Origin of the sequence: uncultured Aquimarina sp., from assembly GCF_947496855.1 — a bacterium.
Lineage (GTDB): Bacteria > Bacteroidota > Bacteroidia > Flavobacteriales > Flavobacteriaceae > Aquimarina.
Genome location: NZ_CANMED010000038.1, coordinates 1 through 461 on the forward strand (window position 1 = coordinate 1; position 461 = coordinate 461).

At 38.4% G+C, this 461-nt stretch carries 1 protein-coding gene; it reads right to left on the reverse strand.

Features of this window, described 5'->3' with window-relative positions; genetic code table 11:
- Positions 1-461: DUF11 domain-containing protein (locus tag Q0921_RS24965; protein ID WP_299261893.1), on the reverse strand; the 461-nt coding region annotated here is incomplete at both ends.

Consider the following 461-nt stretch of genomic DNA (forward strand, 5'->3'; position numbering starts at 1 on the left):
TCCTCATCATCATCAGCAATACCATCTCCATTATCATCAACTGTACTGTCCGAGGTAGGATCACTATCTGGATCAAACTGATCACTTGCAGTAATCTCTGCTTGATTCAAATACTCATCAACAGCTCCACTTGGAGCATCTACAATAGCATCAAAGGTTAATGTAACGGTATCTGTACCTACAGGTACTGACAATCCTGTCCAAGTAAGAATATTACCCGCAGGAACTATAACAGGGACAATATTACTTATTCCGCTATATCCTCCAGGTACAACATCTGCAACTGAAACATTCGTAGCCGCATCTGAACCTGAATTACTTAAACTAATTGTAAAAGTAACCGTGTCACCAACATTTGGAGTAGCATCACTTACTACTTTAGTAATACTTAAATCTGAAGTCTGAGGTGTTATCTCAAAATTATCCTCATCATCTTCATCTTGATCTCCATCATCATTATC